28 protein-coding genes and 1 riboswitch are annotated in these 25086 nt (G+C 39.8%); of the genes, 17 read left to right on the top strand and 11 right to left on the bottom strand.

Annotated features, from left to right (window positions below; translation table 11 throughout):
* Positions 1-13: 13 nt before the first annotated feature.
* Positions 14-304: a hypothetical protein gene (locus tag BRLA_RS12745; RefSeq protein WP_022586925.1), complete on the top strand. Its 291-nt coding sequence runs from the start codon at positions 14-16 to the stop codon at positions 302-304.
* A 56-nt stretch (positions 305-360) separates the two neighbouring features.
* Positions 361-807 carry a GNAT family N-acetyltransferase gene (locus BRLA_RS12740; RefSeq protein WP_003336236.1) on the top strand — a complete coding sequence of 149 codons (447 nt, stop codon included), beginning with the start codon at positions 361-363 and terminating at the stop codon, positions 805-807.
* A 400-nt stretch (positions 808-1207) separates the two neighbouring features.
* On the opposite strand, the gene BRLA_RS12735 is transcribed toward BRLA_RS12740, so the two are convergent.
* Complete coding sequence (locus BRLA_RS12735; protein WP_003336237.1) at positions 1208-1771, bottom strand: aminoglycoside 6-adenylyltransferase; 564 nt, start codon at positions 1769-1771, stop codon at positions 1208-1210.
* A 269-nt stretch (positions 1772-2040) separates the two neighbouring features.
* Entirely contained in the window at positions 2041-2199 is a 159-nt protein-coding gene (locus tag BRLA_RS24270) for a hypothetical protein (protein ID WP_003336238.1), read from the bottom strand.
* 339 nt (positions 2200-2538) lie between these two features.
* Here BRLA_RS24270 and BRLA_RS12730 point away from each other — a divergent pair, with 339 nt between their 5' ends.
* The 6 genes from BRLA_RS12730 to BRLA_RS12705 all read left to right on the top strand — a co-directional run bounded on the left by BRLA_RS12730 (position 2539) and on the right by BRLA_RS12705 (position 6843).
* Positions 2539-3078: a cupin domain-containing protein gene (locus BRLA_RS12730; protein WP_003336239.1), complete on the top strand. Its 540-nt coding sequence runs from the start codon at positions 2539-2541 to the stop codon at positions 3076-3078.
* Between the two features lie 764 nt (positions 3079-3842).
* Positions 3843-4160: a magnetosome magnetite crystal formation protein family gene (locus tag BRLA_RS12725; protein WP_003336240.1), complete on the top strand. Its 318-nt coding sequence runs from the start codon at positions 3843-3845 to the stop codon at positions 4158-4160.
* A 142-nt stretch (positions 4161-4302) separates the two neighbouring features.
* Entirely contained in the window at positions 4303-4833 is a 531-nt protein-coding gene (locus BRLA_RS12720) for an RNA polymerase sigma factor (RefSeq protein ID WP_041752189.1), read from the top strand.
* A complete protein-coding gene (locus BRLA_RS12715) occupies positions 4817-6004 on the top strand; it encodes a hypothetical protein (protein ID WP_003336243.1) in 1188 nt (395 codons plus the stop codon). The genes BRLA_RS12720 and BRLA_RS12715 overlap by 17 nt, the downstream gene beginning before the upstream one ends.
* Positions 6005-6196: 192 nt before the next feature.
* A complete protein-coding gene (locus BRLA_RS25145) occupies positions 6197-6397 on the top strand; it encodes a P-loop NTPase family protein (protein ID WP_003336244.1) in 201 nt (66 codons plus the stop codon).
* 173 nt (positions 6398-6570) lie between these two features.
* Positions 6571-6843: a hypothetical protein gene (locus tag BRLA_RS12705; protein WP_197718115.1), complete on the top strand. Its 273-nt coding sequence runs from the start codon at positions 6571-6573 to the stop codon at positions 6841-6843.
* Between the two features lie 213 nt (positions 6844-7056).
* Here BRLA_RS12705 and BRLA_RS25300 read toward each other — a convergent pair whose 3' ends face one another.
* From BRLA_RS25300 to spoVAC, 5 genes are all read right to left on the bottom strand, one after another.
* Entirely contained in the window at positions 7057-7206 is a 150-nt protein-coding gene (locus BRLA_RS25300; protein WP_003336247.1) for a winged helix-turn-helix domain-containing protein, read from the bottom strand.
* 330 nt (positions 7207-7536) lie between these two features.
* Positions 7537-7743 carry a DUF1657 domain-containing protein gene (locus tag BRLA_RS12695; RefSeq protein WP_003336248.1) on the bottom strand — a complete coding sequence of 69 codons (207 nt, stop codon included), beginning with the start codon at positions 7741-7743 and terminating at the stop codon, positions 7537-7539.
* A 28-nt stretch (positions 7744-7771) separates the two neighbouring features.
* Complete coding sequence (gene spoVAE / locus BRLA_RS12690) at positions 7772-8125, bottom strand: stage V sporulation protein AE (protein ID WP_003336249.1); 354 nt, start codon at positions 8123-8125, stop codon at positions 7772-7774.
* The gene (spoVAD, locus tag BRLA_RS12685) at positions 8122-9135 is read right to left on the bottom strand and encodes a stage V sporulation protein AD (protein ID WP_003336250.1); all 1014 of its coding nucleotides are present in this window, start codon (positions 9133-9135) and stop codon (positions 8122-8124) included. Before spoVAD ends, spoVAE begins: the two co-directional genes overlap by 4 nt.
* Before the next feature lies 1 nt (position 9136).
* On the bottom strand, positions 9137-9616 hold the full coding sequence (gene spoVAC / locus BRLA_RS12680; RefSeq protein ID WP_003336252.1) for a stage V sporulation protein AC: 480 nt from the start codon (positions 9614-9616) through the stop codon (positions 9137-9139).
* A 140-nt stretch (positions 9617-9756) separates the two neighbouring features.
* On the opposite strand from spoVAC, the gene BRLA_RS12675 reads away from it, so the two are divergent.
* From BRLA_RS12675 to BRLA_RS12660, 4 genes are all read left to right on the top strand, one after another.
* Positions 9757-10617 carry a DUF421 domain-containing protein gene (locus tag BRLA_RS12675; protein ID WP_003336253.1) on the top strand — a complete coding sequence of 287 codons (861 nt, stop codon included), beginning with the start codon at positions 9757-9759 and terminating at the stop codon, positions 10615-10617.
* Positions 10618-11015: 398 nt separating this feature from the next.
* Positions 11016-11212: riboswitch (cobalamin riboswitch) on the top strand.
* A gap of 250 nt (positions 11213-11462) precedes the next feature.
* On the top strand, positions 11463-12560 hold the full coding sequence (locus BRLA_RS12670) for a FecCD family ABC transporter permease (RefSeq protein ID WP_003336256.1): 1098 nt from the start codon (positions 11463-11465) through the stop codon (positions 12558-12560).
* A 1-nt stretch (position 12561) separates the two neighbouring features.
* Positions 12562-13365 (top strand): ABC transporter ATP-binding protein, encoded by an 804-nt coding sequence (locus BRLA_RS12665; protein ID WP_003336257.1) that lies wholly within the window; start codon positions 12562-12564, stop codon positions 13363-13365.
* Between the two features lie 25 nt (positions 13366-13390).
* A complete protein-coding gene (locus BRLA_RS12660) occupies positions 13391-14416 on the top strand; it encodes an ABC transporter substrate-binding protein (RefSeq protein WP_003336258.1) in 1026 nt (341 codons plus the stop codon).
* Positions 14417-14924: 508 nt separating this feature from the next.
* Here the strand turns inward: BRLA_RS12660 and BRLA_RS12655 are convergent.
* A complete protein-coding gene (locus BRLA_RS12655) occupies positions 14925-15785 on the bottom strand; it encodes a polysaccharide deacetylase family protein (protein ID WP_003336259.1) in 861 nt (286 codons plus the stop codon).
* A 152-nt stretch (positions 15786-15937) separates the two neighbouring features.
* On the bottom strand, positions 15938-17329 hold the full coding sequence (locus BRLA_RS12650) for a hypothetical protein (RefSeq protein ID WP_003336260.1): 1392 nt from the start codon (positions 17327-17329) through the stop codon (positions 15938-15940).
* Positions 17330-17725: 396 nt separating this feature from the next.
* Between BRLA_RS12650 and BRLA_RS12645 the strand changes: the two genes are divergently transcribed.
* The gene (locus BRLA_RS12645; RefSeq protein WP_003336261.1) at positions 17726-18544 is read left to right on the top strand and encodes a purine-nucleoside phosphorylase; all 819 of its coding nucleotides are present in this window, start codon (positions 17726-17728) and stop codon (positions 18542-18544) included.
* Positions 18545-18598: 54 nt separating this feature from the next.
* The gene (locus BRLA_RS12640; RefSeq protein ID WP_003336263.1) at positions 18599-19807 is read left to right on the top strand and encodes a NupC/NupG family nucleoside CNT transporter; all 1209 of its coding nucleotides are present in this window, start codon (positions 18599-18601) and stop codon (positions 19805-19807) included.
* A gap of 101 nt (positions 19808-19908) precedes the next feature.
* Here BRLA_RS12640 and BRLA_RS12635 read toward each other — a convergent pair whose 3' ends face one another.
* Positions 19909-20709, bottom strand: a complete 801-nt coding sequence (locus BRLA_RS12635) for a DeoR/GlpR family DNA-binding transcription regulator (protein WP_003336264.1) — start codon at positions 20707-20709, stop codon at positions 19909-19911.
* Between the two features lie 364 nt (positions 20710-21073).
* On the opposite strand from BRLA_RS12635, the gene mtnA reads away from it, so the two are divergent.
* The 3 genes from mtnA (at position 21074) to BRLA_RS12620 (ending at position 24451) form a co-directional block, all read left to right on the top strand.
* The gene (gene mtnA / locus BRLA_RS12630) at positions 21074-22135 is read left to right on the top strand and encodes an S-methyl-5-thioribose-1-phosphate isomerase (protein ID WP_003336266.1); all 1062 of its coding nucleotides are present in this window, start codon (positions 21074-21076) and stop codon (positions 22133-22135) included.
* Positions 22136-22171: 36 nt separating this feature from the next.
* Complete coding sequence (locus tag BRLA_RS12625; RefSeq protein ID WP_003336267.1) at positions 22172-23023, top strand: class II aldolase/adducin family protein; 852 nt, start codon at positions 22172-22174, stop codon at positions 23021-23023.
* Between the two features lie 165 nt (positions 23024-23188).
* Positions 23189-24451 carry an MFS transporter gene (locus BRLA_RS12620; RefSeq protein ID WP_003336268.1) on the top strand — a complete coding sequence of 421 codons (1263 nt, stop codon included), beginning with the start codon at positions 23189-23191 and terminating at the stop codon, positions 24449-24451.
* Between the two features lie 101 nt (positions 24452-24552).
* On the opposite strand, the gene BRLA_RS12615 is transcribed toward BRLA_RS12620, so the two are convergent.
* A complete protein-coding gene (locus BRLA_RS12615) occupies positions 24553-24891 on the bottom strand; it encodes a histidine triad nucleotide-binding protein (RefSeq protein ID WP_003336269.1) in 339 nt (112 codons plus the stop codon).
* Positions 24892-25086: the final 195 nt, after the last annotated feature.

Genomic DNA, 25086 nt, shown 5'->3' with positions numbered 1-25086 from the left:
TTGGAGGAATCAAATGTCAGACAAGAAAGCATACGTAAACGTTGAACTATTAAAACCATTGCAACTCATTCCAACTAACTTAACATGTATTCAATGTGAAGCAAATGCCTCTTACATTCAGTGTGCGATTCCTAATCGAGAAAGCAAAGACATTCAAATAATAGCTAGATCAACGTATTGTAAAAATCATGTAGGATCAATAGCAACAAAGCGAGATATACCAATAGCAAGCACCGATGAAGAACTCAAAAATTTACGAGTAAATGGCGACTATGATGAACTATGGAAGAAACTACTGAGCTGATGATAATTGTTTCTAGTCGAGTGTAGACACAAGATATACCTGGGGGTGAATGGGTGATGATACTTAGAGAGGCCCTTGTATCGGAAGCAGAGGAACTAAGCCAACTTGCTCTAGATTCTAAGGCAACATGGGATTATGACGAGGCGTTTATTTTAGCTTGTAAAGAGGACTTAACCATAAACCAAGCATACATAGAAAAAAATCATGTTTATGTGCTAGAAAAGGAAGGCAGAGTCATTGGCTTTTTTTCATTTGTGAGGAAAAAGCTTGATAGCCTCGATTTCCTTTACATGCATCGGGACTATAAGGGGCAGGGATACGGTAGCATTTTATGGAGCTTTGTAAAAGAAAAAGCAATTGAATTAGGAATAGACAAATTTACGATTGACAGCGATCCTCATGCAAAAGGATTTTATTTAAAAATGGGAGCTAGACAAATAGGAGAAATACCTTCTACTGTGTGGAAAGATAGGATGCTGCCATTATTGCAGTATGAGCTCTAAGCTTTTGAATAGATGATGTAACAACGGGAAATGATTGTGTAAAAATACTATATGATGCTTACAAGACATGTTACATCTAGATCAAAACCAGTACCAGTATCAGTTAACCGCTAAGTCTAACGGGGAGCCTAAAAAGGACTTCCCTTAAAGTCTAGATGGTAACTTGTACAGTATTTTGTTTCATGTTAAATACGATAAAGTAAATCTATAGTGTGCAGTGACCTCTTAGGGAGAAACTGATCAAAAACGATTTGAGGCTAACAGTAACGCACCATTTCTATAATAGAAATGAAGTGCTTTAGTTTTGGCGCGCACATTACGGAAAATAAATCTGTCGATACGGCAGATTTTTTTGTACAAACAAAGCACGCAAACATAAGCCCTGTAAAGTACCTAAAAATCAGTAGATTTTGGTGGCATCCAAGGGCAATGTTTGGACATGCTTTAAAAAAGCCGTAACACGCTGATCATCATCCTGAGGATAGGTATAGTGCAAGTGATCTGCTACATATTTTGCTGTACTTCGAAATAATTCCCCCATCGTAAAGAGCGCTTTCCATGAACCTTCGTAGCTCCCATCGGCATAGGTGGATAGAAGGGATTCCCAGCATTGCTCTGAAAGATATTTCTCCAAATATTTGCTATTTTTTCCTACACTAATTGAAAAGTCCGTTTGGATACCAACCTTCCATTCCAGCATTGTCAACAGCATCGGCCTCACATATCTGTTAAGGTGGTCCAGGGCGTAAAGAATTTCTCTTCTCCATAATCCTTTTGCTACATAAGTAGAGACCCACCAGAATTCATTGCAGCAATCTGCAAAAAATGCAGCTGACGGACGCTTTACCCAATAATCTACATCGGTCACTAGATAGCTAATATCAAAATCCTGAAACAGGTCCTTGGGCACATTTGGATTCGTCCGTGATTCTTCTAGCGTTACTGCACGAATGACCCTTTCCAATATATCCCGGGAATAAACTGATTTGTCTGTTAGCTTATTATAAAACTGTAGGAAATGCGGACTCTGTTATAAATTGTTTTCATGGTTGTCTTCTGCTAGGAGGGGGGAGTAGCATTTACCATAAAGCTCGGATGAGACTTTTTAAACACGTGTTACAAGCATAAAAAAATGAACGGGTGTCTCGCTAACAATTTATACTGCTAAACCACAGCCGATCTTGACGCAAGATATGATGAGGACAAAAAAAGAAACGGACATGTTACCCGTTTCTAATCTTCTGGAGTGCGGTCAAGAAAAAGCTTAGTGACGGAAGTATACTCTCCTTTTTCTACCTCATCAGCGCTCGCTTTTTCTTCAAGTGGATCATGACCGTTCATACTTGGAGCTATTGTTGGTTCTTCCTTTGAGGAACGTTTTCTTGAGTCCATTATAATCACCACCCTACGGATTTGATCTTTCTAACATGTAGCTGTTTATGTCCTAGGTTTTACTAATTCTTAAAAACCTATCCAATAGCCGATTTTTATTTTATTATATTGGACGGTGTTTCCCTTTCAGCGGTGTTATGCTGCCTTCCTAAAGCCATCGGAAAAATGTAAGTTATTCCTCATGAGGGCAGTTTCTTCAATAACGATATGAAAAGTACAATAGTTTCACAAATGATTAGGCTACAGGCTCCTGCCCATTAATGCCCATTTTGCATTCCGATAAATAGGCAATTGCATAGGATAAAAGAAAAATATAGAAATCTCGGGAGGAGAATGAGTATGTACCCTAGACCATGCAATTACTATCAATGGAATAATCCAAGTTATAACCATAATTGGGGTTATAATTGGTATCCGAATTATTACAATTGGAATAACAACGGGAATCCTTATTATAGAAGCATCCTTTTAAAAGATTATGGATCAAAACCATTTGTAGTGAATATTGCGAAAGCTGCTAAGCAAAACAATACTTACCGCACCGCTTTATGGACAGGGAAGCACTTCCAAGTGACGCTGATGAGTATTAATGTTGGAGATGACATTGGTTTAGAAGTCCATCCGAATACTGATCAATTCATACGCATTGAAGAAGGCCAGGGACTTGTTCAAATGGGGAATAGCAAAGATAAATTAGACTTTCAAAAAATGGCCTATGATGGTTATGCAATTATGATACCAGCTGGAACATGGCACAATGTAACCAATACGGGGAAGAAGCCACTGAAAATTTACGTTATCTATGCTCCGCCTGAGCATCCATATGGTACTGTTCATAAAACAAAGGCAGATGCCATGTCTGCAGAAGGGGGTCAATAGACAAATACTGTAGTACAAGAACAGCCTTAAGGGGGGGGTTGTATTTGATTGAAAGGCTAATCAAATAGAATCCGACAAACAGAATCCAACAAAAAGTAGGACAAAAATAGGGATAAAATGCCGTACGGTTGACCACGATCCTAGAGAGAGATAGAAAATGTCTGCCGCAATATTGATATGAAAACGAGGCTGCTATTCAACATTTTGATGATTTGGCGGGGCGATAGACTTCCAGCGAGATAAGAAAACAGATACGGGCGTTTTCCGTATTTTAGTAAGTGATGAAGTCGAACAATATTACGAACTATTTAAAAAAGTCGGGGTTTATTCTCGACTTTGTTATCAAAGTCCGTTGACCGCGATCGTTTTGCAGAAAGAGAAAAGAGACATTCGAGACTAGAAAGAAGCGTATTGGACATAAATTCAGGAAACGACTTTTTCTTTTACTAATCACTTCAAGATACGTAAATGAATATAATTAAGGAGTTGTTGGCAAGTTGTTGACTAAATTCGTCAACAAGTATTACAAAACATCATAACGCCATTAAAAGTAAGTGTAAAAACTCTATCTAATCACAAATAACGACACGATAACAGAGGATCAAATCAACTGAGCTTCCCTCTGAGGAGGTATGTTTTACATGATAGAATATAACAGTAGGTGAACCTTACAAATTTGTTATATTTGCGTAAGGTTATTCGATAGTTAAAATAGAAGGTAAATGCAATAATAGTAGCATAAGAAATCAGTTGAGGTGAATGTTATGAAAGGAAATCATATTTTATCTTCTTTATGCTACTTAAGTGTCTTTTTTGCTCCATTTTTATTACCGATTATTGTTTATTTCGTAGGTGACCATGCGGTTAAAGTTCATGCTAAAAAAGCGCTGTGGACGCATCTTATTCCGTATGTAACCCTAGTTATTGGCCTTGTAGTATCAGGAACCATTGGCTTGAATCAAGGAACAGAGACAGCAGTGGGATTTAGTATCATCGCTACCTATGGTATTACTGCAATTGTAATGATTTACTATTTCATTTGGAATATTGTAAAAGGTGTAAAGGTATTAAATGAAATGTAATGGTATTAACATAATATATGATCGCTTGTTTCGTTTAGCAAAACCGTGTAGATAGAATCTATACGGTTTTTTTATCTTGTTGTAATAAAACAAAAAGATCGTCCGTCTAATTTGTGTATTAATTAAATTGGAGTGAAGAAATGTGGAGTGCAATCATGAGGTCGAACGCTTATTTGTTCATTACAAAAATGATATTTACAATTACCTTGTCTATTACACAGGAAGAACAGATGTCGAGGATTTGGTGCAGGAGGTGTTTATCAAAGTATTAACCAATTTACATCGTTTTGAGTACAAGTCTAATCCCAAAACATGGCTCTTTAGCATTGCACGACATGCTGCGATTGACTTTTACCGAAAGAAAAAGGTAAAAAAGCTACTAAGTGGGAAACTATTCCACCATCTTATCTCAACTCAAAAAACGCCAGACGAGGCTCTGGAAGCAAGCGAAGAAAGCAGGGAGCTACATACAGCAATCAGCAAGCTAAAAAAAGCTTATCGCGACGTTGTGATACTGAGAGGAATTCAGCGTCTAACCGGAGCTGAAACCGCTGAAATATTAGGATGGAGTCAAACGAGGGTAAATGTCACGATGCACAGGGCAATGAAACAACTGGAAAAAGAACTGCTCCATTCTGCAAAGGGAGGAATTAGACATGAATCTTTCTCATGAGCAAAAAAAGCTGTATGATCAATTACAAAATATGCCTCGTTATGCTTTAGATAGGCAGAAGAGTCAAGAGATTCAAAAAATGATTGGAAGAAAAGTTCAACAGCGAAGAGCTATGAATCGGATGGGACATCGTATTAAATGGGGGGCCACATGTGTAGCCATATTATGCATTTGTTTCATGTTATATAAAAATAACACTTTAATGTTACCTGCTCTTCAGTCAACAGGTAGTATTAACCTGAATGCCTCACAGGAAACGTCTGGCAAAATGAAACTAATCTCACCATTAGATGCAATGTCAGCTCCTGCAAGAGTTACCTTTCGGAAATTTTTGACAGTATTTCCGGAATTGCAGTTGTATTCCAAGGTTGAGATAGAGGAGAAAATCGATTTTGCAGAAAAACATATCTATGATGTAACTCTAGAAAAGGGAGAAAACAAAATCGCTTCTATGGAGATAGACAAGATTACAGGACAATTGAAATCATTTAATCGCATTAAGCAGGAATCAGATTCCCAAACGGCCTTGTCTGTTTCTGAAGCTCAAAAGAAAGCTACCTTGTGGCTGAAGCGTATCGATGAGAAAATCACACAGGATTACACTGCTTCTCACGTTGAATCTGCTGCACAAATTGGTGGTATAGAAGGAAAGAAACCAACGAATGTAATTCTGAGCTCTATTGTCCAATTTAAACCTGTGAATCTGCCAGAGACTTCATCGTACGATACTTATTTTGTCACACTGGATGCACAGGGGGAGTTGTTACAAATTGCATTCAAACGTACGGCAGCAAGAAGTGAGGAAGTGGAGCATAAGATTCAGACAGCGTGGAATGAAACACGGGAGGCTTTTGCTTTGAACCAACCAAACTGGGTAACGATTGGTTACTTCGAAATGAGGGGATTGCTCCATCAGCCTCCAAAGAGCCTTGGCAATCCAATTGAAGCGGCTTACTTATTGGAAATAGCAGAAGGAGAGCTAATTAAACATCGAATACGAGGGGATATTATTCCATTACTACTTGTCCACCCGACTCAAAAGAGAGGGTATCTGATTTGGAAGAGAGAAAATGGAAATAAGGCTGCAATTGAGCTAAATTGGGTAAAAGACAAGTGGGTTAGCAAGTTTATTGAAAAACAGCCAGAGGATCAACAGAAAACGAAACACTGAGGAAATGACGTTCAAAAATCAAGGAATAAAAACCGAGACCTTTTCCATAAGGCTCGGTTTTTATTTATTCACATTCAGATCAGTGGTGAACATATTTTTTCTAGTTGATAAAAAGTTGATTTTTATTTGCTTTAATTGAAAAAAAGAAAGGAGCACAAGGGAAATGACAAAGTCAAAACGTATTCGCTGGGAATGAAGCAACGGTTAGGAATTGCTCAATCACTATTAAATAACCCTCGCATTGTCATATTGGATGAACCTGCAAACGGACTCGACCCTATGGGGATGAGAGAGCTAAGAGAACTAATCACGAGACTAAAAGAAAGCCTCGGTATTACATTCTTTATAGCTATTTACTTGATGAACTTCAAAAAAAATGCAACCGGTATGTGATTATAAGGAAAGGCAAGATGATATGGTATGGCGACGATAAAGCACTTCTTGAGCAGATGGAGGAGGGAATGACGCTTGAAGATACTTTTATGAAATTAATGTCAGAATGATACCAATCGTGGTGGAGGTTTTTTTATGTTTCGTTCTGTATTTATGTACGAATGGGAAAAGTTTTGAGGAAGGCAAATGTTCTTTGTTTTATCGCGGTTCCTTTTATTGTTTGGCTTACATGCACGTTTTCGCTGGAAACGAATGCAAAAGTTAAGCTGACAGAAGTGGCTTTTAGCTCCAACATGAATTTTCATATTACTAGTTTACAAGAGATGCTTCTTACCGCATGTAATGCTATTACGATCGTGTTCTTTTCATTAAGTTTTAACGAAGAATATCGGCGTGGCAACCTGCGAATGGCTTATGTAAGACCTATTTCGATCAAGCAGGTATAAGGAAAAGTACACAAATCATGTTTGGAATTATGATGTTTTTTCCAATCCTGACCTTTTTGCTCTATCAGGTGAGATGGGGCTTATATTCGACTAAAATTAATGGAATAACGTATCCTTTAGACGGATTAAATTGTTCCCCCACACTGTTTTAATACAATCAAAGGATTGCGCATGTGTCATAAATTTTTGCTCTAATCCGCTTAATATGCTCTGTTACCGTCGTAACATTCTGTCGCTATCGTACCCCCAGATTTTTTCAAAAATTTGTTCTTTCGAAAAGACTTGTCCAGGATTTGTTGCTAAAAGCTCGATAATATCAAACTCCTTTTTCGTCAGTTCGATTTCAACTCCATTTCTCCTCATCAAGCACAATGTTATGACTGATAAAATGGATTTTCTCAGAAGGTATTTTCCCTCTTTCCTCCCTTCGAATATGAGCATGAATTCTAGCGATTAGCTCCACTAAAGAAAAGGGTTTGACGATAGGAGCAATGAAGGCCTATAATCACAGTGAGTCTGGCGGTGCTGTTATAGAATTTACGATCCCAGTGTAAGAAAAGCGCAACTGACAAATCCTCCGTAGAATTTGTAGATGCTAGCAAGGTATTTTATGAAATGCTTTATTTACAAAAAGAAAGAGGGTAAAAAGGGATGGTATTAACCAGCCCCCTTACCTCTTTTTTGTGTGATAGGCTAGAAGCCCTTATACTGAGGTTCCTCTTGTTCTAACTGTTGAACACGAGATTCCAGTTGGTCAATAATGGTTTGTGCTTGTTCGGCAGATTTTGTAAAAGCTTGCTTTGCTTGTTTATTTTGTGTACTTAATGCAAAGGTTTCTAAATCGGCCTGTGCACCTTTTAAGCTAGCCAGGGTTTGTTTTACTGAAGAAGCTACTGTCATCGATATCACCTCCTGATTTAGTATGTCTCTAACTCTTTGGTTTAAATACAACTGCGCCTAAAAAACCAAAAATAATGGCTGCCGAAATACCTGCACTGGTTACTTCAAAAATGCCTGTAATAATCCCGACAATACCATCCCGTTGCATTTCTTCCAAAGCCCCATGTACTAGAGCATTCCCAAAACTTGTAATGGGGACCGTAACACCGGCTCCGGCCCATTTGATTAACGGTTCATACCAACCTAGTCCATCCATAATAGCTCCAACTACCACTAGGGTAGACATGGTATGAGCAGGTGTTAATTTGGCAACATCCATCAATAATTGACCGATGACACAGATGATGCCTCCAACAATAAATGCCCAAATAAAGATGCTCACTCATTTCCCCCCCTCTCAATAGCTACAGCGTGTGCTACACAAGGAATCGATTCATTTTGTTGAAAGCTGAGCGGCGATAGTAGGGCGCCTGTTGCTACAACCAAAATTCGGTTCCATTCCCCATTAGCTAACCGGTTTAGCAAATGACCATATGTAACAGTGGCACAGCATGCACAGCCGCTACCCCCAGAGAAAACCTCCTGATTGTCGTGATAAATTAATAATCCACAATCTGTAAAGGCTTCGTCTCGAATCGAAAATCCATGCTTTTTCAAGAGTTTTCCTGCGATCGAATGGCCAAGTTTTCCAAGGTCGCCCGTAACGATTAAATCATAATAATCAGGCCCAATCTGCATATCTCGAAAATGAGCTTGAATGGTATCTACTGCCGCGGGAGCCATAGCTGCCCCCATATTTTGGGGATCAGTTAGTCCCATATCGACAACTTTACCAATCGTAGCAGAGGAAACCCTCGGACCTGTTCCTTGAGGTGCAACCACGGCCGCTGCGGCACCGGTTACCGTCCACTGTGAAGTGGGAGGCTTTTGTGCACCATACTCTGTGGGATAACGATACTGTTTCTCAGCAGTCGAATTGTGGCTGCAAGTACCCGTAAGAACATAATTAGCAGCCCTGCTATCTATCAATTGAGCTGCTAAAGCTAACCCTTCCATAGAGGTTGAACAAGCACCAAATATCCCTAGATAAGGTACCCCAATCGTACGTGCTGAAAAGCTTGAGGAGATGATTTGGTTCATTAAGTCCCCTGTAATAAGGTAATTGATATCTCCTTTTTGCAAGCTAGCTCGTTTGACAGCGAGGTCAAAAGCTTCTTCCATCATCATTTTTTCGGCCTTTTCAAAGCTGTCTTGCTCCAGCCAGGTATCACTATGAAGAATATCAAAATCATTCGCAATTTTTCCTTGTGCTTCAAAAGGCCCACCAACTGTTGCCGTGGATAAAATCGTTGGTTTGCTTGGAAAAATCCATGATTGATGTCCCTTTAACATCTCAAGATCCTCCTACCGCAAAAGTAAAAAACCATTTTATTAACGCGATGAAAAATGCGGCAACTACACCAAAAACGATAACAGAGCCTGCTAATTTAAACATGTTGCCGCCCACACCAAGTACATATCCTTCACTTTTGTGTTCAATAGCTGCTGAAGCAATCGAATTGGCAAAACCGGTAACAGGCACAGCGGTTCCCGCACCTCCAAATTGTGCAATCTTGTCGTAAACGCCAAAACCAGTTAGGAGAACAGAAATGGCGATTAGGACAGCAGAGGTTGGGTTTCCAGCGCTTTTTTCATCAAAGTGAAAAAAGTGAATGAAAAAGGTTTGAATAAATTGTCCAAGTAAACAAATCAAACCACCAACCCAAAAAGCCCGAATGGTATTTTTAAGCACAGGTCGTGGAGGTTCTAACGCTTTTGCAAAGGCTTGATATTCGATTTGAGTTGCGGTTAATTTACTGTTTTTTGTAGCCATTGTTAACTCCTTTATTGATGTAGTCAAAGTTAATTTGGAATACAAAGCCAGTTTTTATACCTTACTTTTATATATAAAAAGCAACAAAGTAACACAATCTAAATACATAGTAGGATTAGATGTTACTAGGGAGGATATTTATGCCTGAATTCTGGGAGATAGTTTTTAGATCAATCGTTACGCTTTTTACTTTATTGTTCTTAACCCGTTTAATGGGAAAACGCCAAATTGCCCAAGCCACTTTTTTTGAATATATTGTAGGTGTTACGATTGGCTCCATTGCGGGATTCATTTCAGCTGACGTCGATGACAGGTTTTTGAACGGATTCGTTAGCATGATCATTTGGGCCCTTATTCCATTTCTTTTCAGTTATCTATCGGTCAAAAGCAAGACAGTGAGCGATATAGTTGAAGGAAATGCTCGTGTACTGATCAAAGATGGAAAAATTATGGAGGACAATCTCAAGAAAGAGAATTATACAGGTGAGGAATTGTTAGAACAATTGCGCCTAAAAGATGTATTCTCGATTGCAGATGTTGAGTATGCGCTATTAGAGCAGAATGGTCAGATTAGTGTCCTGCTCAAAAAAGAAAATCAACCGCTTACTACCAAAGATCTGAATATCCAAGGAGCTCCAAGCCGAGAGCCTCAGACGGTCATTTTGGATGGGAATGTCATGTTAGAGCCTTTGGCAACCACAGGATTGTCGAAAAGATGGCTCCACACAACTCTCAATAAGATGGGAATACCATTGGAAAACGTTTATATAGGACAAGTAGATAGTTATGGGCAATTGAATGTAGATTTATATGATGACCAAATTACTGTACCAGTCCCTCAGGAAAAACCATTGACATTGTCTACGTTGAAAAAATGCCAAGCAGATTTGGAGACTTTTTCACTTGAAACAAAAAATAACGTGGCCAAAAAAGAATATGAAAAGGGAGCGCAAAGCTTAAAAAAAATAATAGAAGAGGTAAAACCTTTTTTACAGAGCTAATAAGGGATCGATACAGAAGCCTTTATAATAGAAACTTTGTCCAGACAAGTTACTCAAATTATCAAGAGGCTAATGTTTAGGCTACATGACAGGAACTTGGTAATGGCAGGGGGAAATTTGATTGGGAAGGCAAGCTATCCTGAATTGGATAGCTTTTTTGCCTTTCTATTACATTCATGGAAAGATAGAAACGAAGAGTGAATAAAATGAGAAAGAAAGAAATTTTGGTATAAATTAAATAACATAATTAACATTATGTGAACAAACAACTGACCGATTACTACTAAACTACAAACATTACGTAAATATTTTACAAAGTTCTTACAAACCTATCACAAATTCACCATTACCTTGCCATGTTCCACCAAATCGTGTTACACTCACAAACAATTACAACTGATTTATAGCCATGTTACGGTGTTTGATTTCAGGATCAGACTTAAAAGGGAAGTTCGGTGAAAATCCGATGCGGTCCCGCCACTGTAAATGAGGAGCAACATCCGATACACCACTGTTCACTTTTGCAGAGAATGGGAAGGGAGGATGCTTGCGAGGATTCATGAGCCAGGAGACCTGCCGTAAGATGTAACACTCCCACGAGGATGGGCAGGTGTTTGGGTAGGTCGTATGATGATAGTGTACATACACCTATAGGAATTGATTTGTCCAAAAACCCAAGCATCTGTCTCCTTTTGGAACGGATGCTTTTTTGTGCGAATCTTTAAGGAATAACATGTTAGCGGGGCGTAGAGGTCCAATTACGGTGCCACCTGCACTTGAAGCTTGGGTGATCACCGAGTTAGTAATTTCATTTCGTTACTTTGTTTTAAATAGGGGGGAGAAGCATGCAACAAACCGCCACGACAGCCCCAAGGTCAGTAAACAGCATCGGTACGCAATATACAAAAAATTGGATAGCGAAATTGATGGGAAGCGGCGTGGTATTATTTTTATCGCTGACGGTTGCAATCATGCTGGGACCAGTACAAATAGACCCAGTTACCGTTTGGAAGGTCATAGGCTCACATGTTCCTTTTGTTCAACAATGGGTAGGGACAGACGTGTCTAACGCGCAAATGCATATTGTTTGGGATATTCGACTGCCACGTGTTTTATTATCTGCGGTTGTAGGTGCCGGGCTGTCTATTGTTGGGATAGCCATTCAGGCATTGATTCGTAATCCTTTAGCTGATCCATATATCTTAGGCGTATCATCAGGGGCATCGGTGGGAGCAACAGCAGTGCTGTTATTTGGTAGTTTGGGAGTATTTGGTTCGTATGCGCTTTCTTTAGCGGCCTTTTTAGGTGCTTTGGCTTCCGTTATATTGGTGTTTCTGTTGTCTTTGGTAGGCGGAAGGGTGCAGCTAATACGTCTGTTGTTAGCTGGAATAGCTGTGTCTATTATGTTGTCAGCGCTTACTAGTTTTTTTATTATGCTGGCACCAAGAGCGGAAAGCCTTTCAAGTGTGCTGTACTGGATGATGGGAAGCTTTACTCGTGCCAAGTGGGAGTCACTTGTATTGCCAACGATTGCAGTACTTTCGTTCTTTATATTTTTATGGGTAAATGCACGCAATCTAAATTTGTTGATCCTAGGGGAAGAAACCTCTACGCTACTTGGTCTACATCCAGAAAATATGCGTAAGATTCTACTGATTACGATTTCTCTCGTTACAGGCTTACTGGTTGCTGTAAGCGGTAGCATTGGCTTTGTTGGTTTAATGTTACCCCATATTTTTCGCTTGTGGGTGGGTTCTGATCATAGGCGACTAATCCCTCTTTGTGCCTGTGGTGGAGCGATTTTTATGATCTGGGCGGATGTATTAGCTAGACTAATCATTGCCCCTGAAGAATTGCCGATAGGAATAGTCACAGCGCTTTGCGGCGGTCCATTTTTTATCTGGATGCTACGTCGTCGGGCGTATACGTTTGGAGGAAGCTAATGTGCCCACAAAATTGGACGTAGACAAGCATGTTGAGTTAAAACAAGTTGGATATGAGATCCAAGGGACATGTATCTTGCAGGATATAGATTTACACGTACAAAAAGGAGAATTCGTGGGCTTGCTTGGCCCGAATGGTAGTGGTAAATCTACTCTCCTTAAGCAGGTATATCGGACTCTATTACCCACTACAGGCAGTATCTATTTACTGGAAAGAGAGCTTGGTCAATACCAACAGAAGCAATTAGCAAAAGAATTAAGTGCAGTGGTTCAAGAAACGCAGATTCAATTTGATTTTAGTGTATATGAGCTTGTACTGATGGGACGTTCTCCACACAAGAGTATGTGGGAGCAGGAGAATAAGCATGATCTAGCGTTAGTAGAGCAAGCTCTAGCTCAAGTTGGCCTACAGAACATGGGTGATCGGAGTTATCTGAGTTTATCTGGGGGAGAAAAGCAGCGCGTCTTATTAGCAAGAGCAATTGTACAAGAGACCGATCTGTTACTGCTGGATGAACCGACTAATCATTTGGACATCCATCATCAATTAGGGATGCTCAAATTACTGAAACAACAGCAGAAAAGCGTACTGGCCGCCTTACATGATTTAAATTTGGCCGCTATGTTCTGTGATCGTCTTTATATGCTAGAAAAAGGAGTTATCGTTTGCTCTGGAACTCCACAGGAAGTTCTTCGGCCTGAAATTTTAGAACGAGTGTACAAGATTCAAACAGAAGTAACCGTTCATCCAGTTACAGGAAGAGTGAACATTCATTATATGATCCCAGATCAGGTTATCTGTTGAATAAAGGAAAAGGTAGGAAAACAAGATGAACAAACATACTATGCAAAGCTCCACTACCAAGAAGCAAGGCCTTTTGTATAAAGGTCAAAAGATGATGCTTACAATCTTTGCCGGTCTTTCATTACTAGTAAGTGGCTGTGGAAATGGGACGACTCCTCAGGCAGCTTCTACTAATTCACAGCCAGTAGCTGAGAAGATTCAAATTAAAAATGGAGAGCATACGTTAACCTTTGAACAAGCACCGAAGCGAGTAGTGAGTATGAATCAGCATGTGACCGAAATGCTACTAGCATTAGGTGTTGAAGACGTAATGGTCGGTACAGCTTATCCTGACGACGAAGTCTTGCCCGAATATAAGGCAAAATATGATCAAATCAAGCTTTTGTCTAAGCAATATCCTTCCTTAGAAGTCTTTCTAAGTGTAGAGCCGGACTTCGTTATTGGCAGAAGCTCTGCATTTACAGCAAAAGGAATTGGCAGTGTAGAGGAGCTGCAAAAAATGGGTATCCCAGCTTATACCATTACAGGAACGATATCTAAACACCCTACAGTCGACGAGGTTTATGAGGATTTGATGCAATTAGGCAAGATTCTGCATGTAGAGGATCGTGCTAAGGATATTGTTGCTAAAATGAAAACGGATATTCAGTCCATTCAACAAAAGATAGGAAATATAGAAAAACCAGTCAAAGTATTGGTCTTTGATAGTGTTAATTCAGGTTTGTATACAACAGGAAATTCCTTAGAAACGCGTTTAATCGAAATGGCTGGCGGACAAAACGTTTTTGGTGATTTAGAAAAATCATGGAGTGAAGTGAGCTGGGAAGAAGCCATAAAACGAGCTCCCGATGTAATTGTAATTAATGATTATGATAAACCAAGTGCAGAAGAGAAGATCAAATATTTACTAGAAAACAAAGCACTTTCCGATATCCCTGCTATTAAGAATAAGCGATTTGTTAGCTTGCCACTTTCCGATGTATTTGAAGGTGTTCGAAATGTACGAGCGGTAGAAATACTTGCAAAAGGATTTTATCCAGAGAAGTTCTAATAGAAGATTTCATAAGGTAGCTTTTACAGGAAGCATATGCTGGGGATATGGATTATCTTATCCTCGCATGTGCTTTTTTTATAAAGATAAAAATACAATTATATTTGCAACCTTTTTGTAACCAAATCGGTCATAGATTGTGCATAGGTACATTCATGCGGATTGATACCAATTGCACCAGGAATCGTGTGGGAGAATTAGCGTAACAGTTCCTATGAAAGGAGTTCTACATGGAAGAAATAAGGATCTATCTTCCTTAGTTTACCTTGACATGGATTTATACTGACAAGGTAAACTTTACATTCAAGACACATTGATAAAAACAAGCTAACAAAACCATTTCACAGCAACAAGCGAAAAGTTGTTTGATAACTCAAAGTCGATGATCTGAATATAAGCCAACTAAAATCCTTTTCGTAAAAGGAATCTGTTAACTAACACTCTCCCATACACTTTAACCGCCATGCTGCCACCACAGCTATGGCGGTTTTTTTAAGACGTAAAAAATCTATTTATGGCCTCTATTGGGGACAAGGGAAGGTAAATTTGCTTTCACAGGGTACTGATTCCGTATGGAAATCAACTCTGATACCGTAATCATTTCAAAGCCGCGTTTTTTAAGCTCTGGCAAAATGATTTTCAAGGCATCTACCGTTTGCTGACGATCTCCGCCATGGTCATGAAATAAGATGATATCGCCATTTCGTACATTTTTCAGCACCTTGTTGACAATCTTTTGTACCCCTGGATTCGTCCAATCCTTAGTATCCTGATGCCAGGACCACATGACAACCAAGTAACCCATCTCTTTTGCGGCAGCCACAATCTTTTCGTTATAACTACCACCAGGTGGACGAAATAGAGTAGGTACTACCCCTGTTGTTGTTTGAATAATGGATTGAGCAGACTCCAATTCGATTTTTAGTCGTTGCTTTGAAAGACGTCTCAAATCGGGATGCGTAAAGGTATGGTTTGCCAGCTCGTGATTTTGCTGTACCATCTGCTTAGCTAGCTTGGGATTTTTTTTAATGCGGTTACCGACTGTAAAAAAAGTGGATTTAACTCCATATTTCTGTAGTAGCTCTAAGATTTGAGGGGTGTAGGTTTCGTTTGGTCCATCATCAAAGGTTAGAGCAATGGCTTTTTTTTCTGTAGGCAAGTCCCAAATAGCTTCTCCCCGTTTTTCATAATAATCGCGGTTTTTTTGCCGAATCGTTACTTCATAAGAGGTGGGCTGCTCGTTGAATAGCTTTTGCTCATCAAGAAGCGATTTTGCTTGTGTTGCTTGGGGAGTATCAGAGAAAGCTTGTATAGCTAGTAGGACTATGACAAAGAGCAGGAAGAATCTATCGCTGATTTTACGTAGCATGAAGGGCTCCTTTCTGATCCGCCTTTTCTTCTTGAACGTCTTCGTGAATTTCTTACATAAACGTTAGTATGCGCTTTTTTTAGCAAAGCATGAGACATACAAGGAAGAAAGAAAAAAGCTCTGCCAGTAAGCAGAGCGTTTGGAACGATTTCTTATTTGTAGTCACCGATCAGATAATTATAGAATGGAGCATCTACATAAAAAGGATAGGAGGTAACTTTTACCTTAGGGTCAATCTTCTTAAAACCGTCAACAACTTGTGCGGATTTCTCGTTTAACGAGAAGGATTGAGCCACATAATTGTCTTTTTCCATATAGTTATTGGTAATCTGTTTATACCCATTCATTTCATTCAGCGAGAAGTAGAGTGGCTGCCACCAAGATGAAATAAGCAAACCAGTCTGATTTTCCTTATCTTTTTTTGCATACGTATGAATGATTTTGTCAAAGGCTTCTTTATCAGCTACAGATGTGAATTCAAAACTGATATCGTATTCTTTGGAGTAGGCGATGTATTTACCGTTATCAATTTTTACTACCTGATAATCAGGAGTGATGACAGGCTGACCCCATTCGGCTAAATAGATAAAAGCAGATGTTTTCGGCTCTAGTTGTACTTTTGCTACCAGCCCCTCACTTTTTAGCAAACCGATCAGTTGAATGGCATGCTGTATGTCACTATGACCATAGGTGAGTGAAAGAGCCGGGTCAAAGCGTGGGGCGAATCGTTTATCCTTGAGATTATACCCCGTAACGATATCTTGTTTAAGTGCCTCGTCCACGATCTTTTGTAATTCTTCAGCTTTGATTAAATTGGTGGTTTTCCAGGAATGAGACACCTTACTATAAATATCCTCATCAGTTGTTAGACCTAGGAAATGCTTATATTCTCCTTTATATTCGAGTACTTTTCCGATCAATAAAGCTGCTACATCAGGCGAAACAGCTTGATTTTTGATAACTGTTTGAGCAAGAGATTCTGGGAGTAGCTTTGTATCGATTGCCACAGCAATCTCTTGCGCTGCCTTCATAGGAAGCTGACCTGTTTTATAGGAGAGGGCTACAGAAGAAAAGGCTTTTTTTACTTTCGCTTCCTGATACGTATAAGCTAATTCTTTCAGACCAGCAGCACGGACCGTATACGAGATGGCATCTTGAGCGGTTAAGGATTCATTTGGCTTTAGTGTAGTGGCATTAACGATCCCTTGTTCTTGCAGAGCACTAGCGGCTTGTGCTAAAGTAGAACCCTCTTTTACATCAGTAAATGAGATTTTGCTTTCTTTTGATGGTTGTAAAGCAAGTATAGTCGATAGAGCTTGTAGATAATCAGCGCGGGTTACCTGTTTTGAAAAGGTTAACTGATAATTGGTCTGTAAGAATTGGGCATATTCATTCAAATGAGGGGCAGTGACGGCCGAAGATGTCCCCTGAGTGGCAAGCAGTAAAGTCTCCTTGGCATAAACAGATGAAGAAGCTGTTAAAACACTTAAAGCTAAGACAAAAGCTAGTCCAGGCTTTTTCATTGGATGCAGGGTTCGTTTCATGTTAGTTTGACCTCCCAATTTAGATAAATTTTAACTGAACTAAACTTTTTGCGGAAAAAGGTTTAGTTTGCTACCTGCCAGTAAAATCCATAAAATTACAATAAAAAGACGTTTTTATACTCATATTATAAAGGGATAGAAGAGCTTTTTAAAAGGATTATTTTTTTTGGAATGTAAGTAAAATGCATTAAAAATTCTGTTTATTAATCAAAAAAAACAATTTAACTGGCTAAAATACGTACAATGTTTTGTTTTAGCTTGATTAAATTCGGATATTAAAATAAAATAAGATTGCACCGATCAATTGTTGATTTCTTTTTGGTAATGTTGTGTTTTGTGATATTCTGACAGACTACATATGAGTTAAGACAGAAAAAAACAACAGGGAGGTTTCTTATGCATAAGTGGGAAGCTATAGATGAAGCTAACAAATACATAAAAGAAAGAATAAATCAAACACCAACCATCGGATTGATTCTAGGATCGGGCTTAGGTGAATTAGCGGAAGAGTTAGCTGATGCCATTGTTATTCCCTATCAAGAAATTCCTCATTTTGTGATGTCGACAGTGGATTATCATGCAGGTAAACTAATTGTTGGCAAGCTTGAAGGGAAGACGGTTGTTGCTATGCAAGGCCGCTTTCATTATTATGAGGGTCACAGTATCGAATCGGTAACATTTCCAATTCGAGTAATGAAAATGCTGGGGGTTGAGCAACTTATTTTAACTAACGCCAGTGGAGGCTTACATATCGACCAGCAGCCAGGGGATTTAATGCTCGTGACGGATCACATTAACTTAATGGGGATAAATCCGTTGATCGGGGCTAATGATGAGAGGCTGGGAGATCGCTTTCCTGATATGAGTGACACCTATTGTAAATCCTTAGCTCAGTTGGCAAGGAAGGTAGCAACACAGATAGGTGTACCTTTAAAAGAGGGTGTCTATGTGGCTTTTACAGGGCCTTCCTTTGAAACGCCAGCTGAAGTCAGAATGGCACGGACAATAGGGGGAGATGCAGTAGGTATGTCAACAGTACCAGAGGTGATTGTAGCCAAGCATGCTGGTATTAAAGTGCTGACTATCTCATGCATTTGCAATTTAGCGGCTGGTATTCTGCCTCAACCTATTACGGCTGAAGAGGTTTATGAGGCAGCAGGACAAGCAAAAGAGAATTTTTCTAAGCTTCTACGAGGCATCGTGGAGAATATGTAAGGCACAAGGTTATAAGAGTAGGTATTAAATAAAAAACAGAGGTGTAAAGTCATCATGGATTTTCTTCGAGGCCTCCTTGGGGTAATTGCAGTTCTATTTATTGCATTCTTGTTTTGTAACAATAAGAAAGGGATTAGATGGCGTCCGATTGTTGGAGGATTAGCTATCCAGTTTCTGTTTGCATTCATTGTGTTAAAGTGGGAGGCAGGTCGAGCTGTACTAAGTAAGTTCACTGACGTAATGAACCATATTATTGGTTATGCGAATGAAGGGATCAAATTCCTTTTTGGCGGGCTGTACACTCCTGATTCTAAAATTACGTTTGTCGTAGCATTTAATGTTGTGCCAATGGTTATTTTTTTCGCAGCTCTGATTGCTGTTTTGTATTATGTAGGCGTTATGCAGCTATTTATCAAATACATTGGTGGCGGTATTTCTAAAATATTAGGTACGAGTAAGGCTGAGTCAATGTCAGCAGCAGCGAATATTTTTGTAGGTCAAACGGAAGCACCTTTAGTTATTCGTCCCTTTTTAAGCCAACTGACACGCTCAGAGCTGTTTGCTGTGCTAACAGGGGGACTTGCTTCTATAGCGGGAACAGTGCTTGCTTCCTACTCTTTACTAGGTATCCCGATGGAATATTTGCTTGCAGCGAGCTTTATGGCTGCTCCTGCTGGATTAGTTATAGCTAAGCTATTCTTCCCGGAGACGGAAAATATAAAAGACCGGGAAATAAAACTGGAAAAAAATGAATCAGCGAATATATTTGATGCAGCAGCACGCGGTGCAGGAGATGGCCTGTTTTTGGCGTTGAATGTAGGAGCCATGCTGTTGGCATTTGTAGCCTTGGTTGCTATGGTGAATGGCTTGCTTGGCTATATTGGAGGACTGTTTGGTCTGGAGATAACCTTGCAGGGGATTTTTGGTTATCTGTTCTCTCCTTTGGCTTTTGCAGTTGGAGTACCATGGAGTGAGGCTGTTCAAGCAGGTTCTTATATTGGCCAAAAAATCGTATTAAACGAATTTGTTGCTTATATTGATATGGCTAAGAACATGGCAAATTTGACACCGAAAACAGTAGCAATCCTAAGCTTCGCGCTTTGTGGATTTGCTAACTTTGGCTCTATGGCAATGCTGATTGGTGGCCTTGGTACACTTGTACCTGAGCGTCGAAGTGAAATAGCTCAGGTTGGCATGAAGGTTATCTTTGCCGGTACATTGGCTTCCTTGTTAAATGGTGCGATTGCTGGGATGTTCTTGTAAGGGGTAAAACCACAAAACGCAGTTCCTTACCTATGATGTAGGCAGGAGCTGCGTTTTCGTATGTAGTCACTTACTTCTACGTCTTCTCATGCTTGGAAGTTTTAGGAAGAGGTAGGAGTTTCCTCGAAAGCGGTATCAATATCCTCATCGTCAATTTCGATATTATATCTGCTTAAAAGCTGTCGCCATTCTACAGATAAGGGCTGGTCTGTGATCACTTTTGTAATGCCTTGAAAGTCAGTAATAAAAGTAAAGCCGGCTTTATCAATTTTAGTATGATCGAGCACTAGGATTTTTTGCTCTGAGTTTTTTAACATCAGTTTTCTAATTTCCGCTTCAAATTCGTTAGAATCTGTAGCGCCTCGTTGAAGATGAAGGCCGGTACAGGAAACGAAGGATGCATCGGCAAAATAATGAGAAAGGGCTCTAGTTGCTGAGTGGCTAACATACGAAAGGGAACGGCGTTGTAGAGTGCCACCCGTTGAAATTAGTTTTACGTGTTCAGCATCCGATAGCTCTAGCTCGACCTTAAATGAATTGGTGATAACCGTAAGATTCTGTTTATTTTTTATTTTTTTGGCAATATATAATGAAGTAGTGCTGGAATCAAGCATGATTGTATCGCCGCTTTTTATGAGCTGAGCGCATTTTTCTCCTAGTTTTTCCTTTACCTCGACATAATAGCTTTCACGTACCCAAAGTGGGAAATCAGAGCGTAGTCCATCTTCTAAAATAGCTCCTCCATATGTACGGACTAAAATACCTTCCTTCTCTAATTTGTCTAAATCACGACGTATAGTCTCTTCAGAAACAGAGAATTGTTTACTAAGCTCTGTTACCATGACATTTCCTTGTTCAAATAGCATGCTCATGATTTTTTTGCGACGTTCGATTGCTAACATAATACCTCCCAAAACAATGATCTAATCCCAATCGACCTACAGGTATGTCTCTTGCCAAAAAGGATACCAAAAATAACGTTGTAAAAAAAGATAGAAAGAAAAGAAATTTGAATCATCATTTACAGAAATCCAGATGGAGTGTCGAAAAAGTTTTGACCAAAGGGCCAGAAGCAGTTGAAAATAAGTATGCAGATTAGTAAAATCAAGGTATCAGTCAATAAAAATGTTAGATTATGTGGTTTTGTGTGACTTTTGATTAGTAGCAGAAAATTTTTTGTTTTTTTGCTATAACAAAGATAAGACAAATCGTAATCTTAAGTCATTCAAATTTGAATCGACTTATCAAATAGGGGGAGGCTCTCACATGGCGACGTTTATTCAATCGGTCCGTTTTGAAGACAATACTTTATTTATTTTAGATCAGACGAAACTTCCAACTTTGAAAGAATTTTTAGAAATAGACAACATAAAGGATGCCTGGGATGCCATTAAGGAGCTAAAGGTAAGAGGAGCTCCTGCGATTGGAATTGCTGCCGCTTATGGACTATTGTTGGGAATTCATGATGCACCTGAGGACTCCTTTGAAGCCTTCTACGATGCATTCACAAAGCATAAAGACTACCTCGCGTCGTCACGACCTACAGCAGTTAACCTATTTTGGGCATTAAACCGTATGGAGCAACGAGCTTTGGCTGACCAGAACCTACCAGTGGCTGAAATTAAACAGCGTCTTGTTACAGAAGCGCATGCGATTCGTGATGAGGACGAAGAAACATGCCGAATGATTGGTGAACATGCATTGACGTTGTTTGAGGATGGCATGGGTGTGTTAACGCATTGTAATGCTGGTGGAATTGCTACGGCACGTTATGGCACAGCGCTTGCACCTATTTATTTAGCAAAAGAAAAAGGCTGGGATATCAGGGTATTTGCCGATGAGACTCGTCCTTTGCTGCAAGGAGCTCGTCTGACAGCATGGGAATTACAGGAAGCAGGTATTGATGTTACGTTAATTACGGATAGCATGGCTGCAATGGTGATGTCTAAAGGCTGGGTACAGGCAGTTATCGTAGGATGCGATCGGGTTGCGGCTAATGGTGATGTAGCGAACAAAATTGGAACGTATGGTGTAGCACTACTGGCAAAGGCTCATGGTATTCCATTTTATGTAGCAGCCCCAATGTCTACAATTGATCTGGATACCGCTACAGGGGAACAGATTCCGATTGAGGAGCGAGAAGCTGGTGAAATTATTGAAGGATTTGGCAAGCAAACGGCACCCAATGATGTCAAAGTCTTTAATCCTGCCTTTGATGTAACTCCACACGATTTAATAACAGCAATCATTACGGAGAAGGGTATTTTACGAGCTCCTTACGACAATGCATTGACAGAGTTGTTCCAGGTCACTGCAAAAAGCAACTAGATGGACCTACAGGAAACAAGGAGGACAAAACTAATCATGACCGAACCAGCGTACAAACAGATGAAAGATGAAGCTAAAATCAAACAGGATATCTGTGAGATTGGGCGTAAAGTATATGAAAAAGGCTTTGGTGCGGCTAACGATGGAAATATTTCGGTTCGTCTTTCTGCCAACGAGATCTGGATCACGCCAACCGGCGTAAGTAAAGGAGCTTTGCAGCCAGATATGCTGGTCAAAGTAAACCTCCAAGGGGAAGTATTAGAAGGAGAGCTTCAACCAACCTCTGAGATGAAAATGCACTTGAAAGTATACGAAATGCGTCCAGACATTGGCGGGATCGTTCATGTTCACCCTCCGTATGCTACAGCTTTTGCGATAGCAGGCATTCCCTTAGATTTTGCAACCCTGCCAGAATCGGTAGTGCTGCTTGGAACCATACCTTTAGCGAAATATGCGACTCCATCCACCCATGCTCTTCCGGAGTCCATTGTACCTCATATCATGAACCATCAGGGGGTTTTGCTAGAAAACCACGGGGCACTTACATGGGGAAAAGACCTGCAAACAGCCTACTATTTGATGGAATCGCTCGAATTTACTGCAAAAATTAATTGGATTGCAAAACAAATGAACGGAGCACGGGAGTTGTCAGTAGAACGGGTACAAGAGCTAGTAGCGTTACGAGAAAAAATGGGCTTAATGGGGGAGACACCACCAGGAGTCATTTGTCCACCAGGAGTCGATGTATGCTCTGTAAATAAACAAGCTATCTCTATGAAGGAGCCACAACCACTGACAGTCAAATTAGATGAACAACAAATGGAGGAGCTTGTTAGCATGGTAACCAAGGCGGTTATTTCCCAGCTACAGCATTCAAAACTGGAATAGGAAATGGTAGTGATAGAAAAAATGCGAAGCCTGTTTTCAAGGTTTTCGCATTTTTCCTTTTGGTTAAAAGTTATGTAAAAAAAAGAATGTATACTATAAAACAGATGTGATAGGATATAGGAATGCTTCTACTTGTAAGTCTGTATTTATAGGAGGGGGAATCAGGTGGAAACCGTAAAAAAACCGCATATTTTATCAAATCCATTTATACGCGTTATTCTATTGTCAGGTGTATTTTTACAGCTAGGTACCTGGGTGCGAAATTTTGCTATCCTTTTGTATGTTATGGAAGTTACCAATAATGATCCTTATGCGGTCTCCATGATTTCTGTAGCCGAATTTGCTCCTATCTTTATTTTCTCATTTATAGGCGGGACGTTTGCTGATCGTTGGAGACCAAAAAGAACAATGGTGTGGTGTGATATTTTAAGTGCCGCTTCTGTTTTTGGTGTTCTATTGACTCTTATGTTTGGGTCTTGGAAAGCAATATTCTTTGTTACGCTGTTTTCTGCTATCCTGTCTCAATTTTCGCAACCATCGGCAATGAAACTATTTAAACAGCATGTTCCAGCAGAACAATTGCAAGCGGGAATGGCGATGTTTCAAACGCTGATGGCAATCTTTATGATTGTTGGACCAGCTATTGGTACCATGGTATTTCAGAGCTTCGGTATCGACGTTTCGATCGCCCTGACTGGACTTGCCTTTTTACTCTCAGCAGCGGTGCTTTATAGATTACCAGCTGATCTGAAGCCGAAGAAGATTGATGCTACCACTGGTATTTTAAAAGAGATGACTGATGGATTCCGTTACGTTTGGTCAAAAAATGTATTACGGACGCTCAGCTTATGCTTTATGATGGCAGGCTTAGCAGTGGGGCTATTACAGCCTTTGGGTGTATTTATTGTAGTGGAGCAGCTAGGATTGCCTAAAGAGAACCTCCAGTGGTTTTTGATGACCAATGGTGCGGCTATGCTGGTAGGTGGGGGATTAGTTATGGCGATCTCTAAAAAAATCTCTGCTCAGAAGCTATTAGCTATCGGGATGATTAGCAGTGCAATTTCGGTAATTGGCATTAGTTTTTCACAAAATTTTATGCTGGCCCTTGCTTTTCAATTTATTAATGGATTGTTTTTCCCCTGTATTCACATTGGGGTCAATACATTGATCCTAATGTCTGCGGAAGAAGAATTTGTTGGTCGGGTCAATGGCGTGCTTAGCCCTTTATTTTCCGGAATGATGGTCGTAATGATGAGCGTATCTGGTGTTGTAAAAGAAACCTTTACGTTACAGGGAAGCTACCAGCTAGCAGGATTATTTTTTATCATCGGGGTCTGTGCGGTGATTCCGCTGTTTAAACTTCAGCTACAAAAGCTGGAGCCTACACAGAATACGTCTCAGCCAGCCTCTGAACCACAGCCGGAATAGTAGGATATGCATCGTTTTTTAGAGAGTTGAATAAAGAAAACACACAAGTCAGCTTGATTTACTGGTTTGTGTGTTTTTTTATTTATATGCAAAGGATTAGCTTACATATTCCATTCTAATTGTCTGCCGCCGATAATGTGGTAATGCAAGTGGAAGACCGTTTGTTGTCCATGCTTTCCGATATTTGTCACCACACGGAATCCGTTTTCTTCCAAACCGGCTTCTTTTGCTACTTTTTGAATTGCCAAATGGAGACTACCAATTCGTTCTTTATCTGATTCATCCACGCCCATAACAGAGGAAATATGTTTTTTAGGGATGACTAAGATATGTACAGGTGCGATCGGATTAATATCGTGAAACGCGTAGACATCATCATCCTCGTATACTTTTTTGGAAGGGATTTCACCTTGAATAATTTTACAAAATAAGCAATCCATCTAAAATTCTCCTCTCAAAGTTTAATATTCTTCCTCTTATTGTAGTAAAATTCCAGTGAAATTACTAGTTTCCTTCCTAATTCAGTGCTTTATTTTCTGGGAAACCGCAAAAAGAGGCAAAAATCCAACTTATTATGAATACAAATAGCAAAATCATACATACTAAATAGAGAGGGAATTTGTTACAAGAGTGCG

Origin of the sequence: Brevibacillus laterosporus LMG 15441, from assembly GCF_000219535.2 — a bacterium.
Classification (GTDB): Bacteria; Bacillota; Bacilli; order Brevibacillales; family Brevibacillaceae; genus Brevibacillus_B; species Brevibacillus_B halotolerans.
Note: the sequence above shows the minus strand (reverse complement) of the source record. Positions and strands in the feature narration are given on the sequence as shown.